General features: G+C 34.7%; 1 protein-coding gene. It reads left to right on the forward strand.

What is annotated here, in order from left to right:
• Window positions 1–199: 199 nt before the first annotated feature.
• The coding region (locus A9165_RS17020; RefSeq protein ID WP_218060756.1) for a hypothetical protein at window positions 200–724 on the forward strand (525 nt) is incomplete at its 3' end.

Below are 724 nucleotides of genomic sequence, written 5' to 3' on the forward strand. Positions count from 1 at the left end.
GACAACTACCTTGAAAAACTCCGATAAATATCTAGTGACTGCGCATAATGGATTTTGCACTATAAATGCTAGGAAAATTGGGGTTTACTTGGAGCAGCGACCAAAAATAGACAATGAAAAACTAAACATAAACCGATAGATAATCAAATAAAAATAAACCTGTAATCAATCAAATATTTTATCAAAACTGGATATCTAGATGGCTGTAAGGAATCACACAACATTTACTAGCTGGTTAACAGAACTTGGTCTGAACGATGAAGATAAACTATCGTTTACTTTCTACTACCTGGTTAATATCAACATAATTTCAAGATCTGTAGGAAATTTTCACTTTGATACTAACTACATGATTAGTCTAATTGAAACGCAATTTAAGGATAAATTTCCTGACGAAAAGTCGAGGTTAATGCAAGCAAAGCATATTGGTGAATTGTACCGCAGCTATCAAATTCAGACTGAACAACTCGATTGGATAGATGAAAAAAACCCGAGACAGTGTTACTACATATGGTGTTTGTTGAGACTTATATCAGGGTACATGAGAACTAATTGTAGCCCGTTGGATTTATTGAATATCCATACCTATAACTCAGCTTTTGTTGAAGTAAGAGATTACGAGCAATTAAATTTATCACAGACCCCAAGCAGCCCGGCTGAATGTAAAAGCAACATAATCAAATTTTTTAGACGATGGAATCAGCTGAGGGATCCCCACAAATTG

Source organism: Alishewanella sp. HH-ZS (assembly GCF_001704375.1).
Taxonomy (GTDB): domain Bacteria; phylum Pseudomonadota; class Gammaproteobacteria; order Enterobacterales; family Alteromonadaceae; genus Alishewanella; species Alishewanella aestuarii.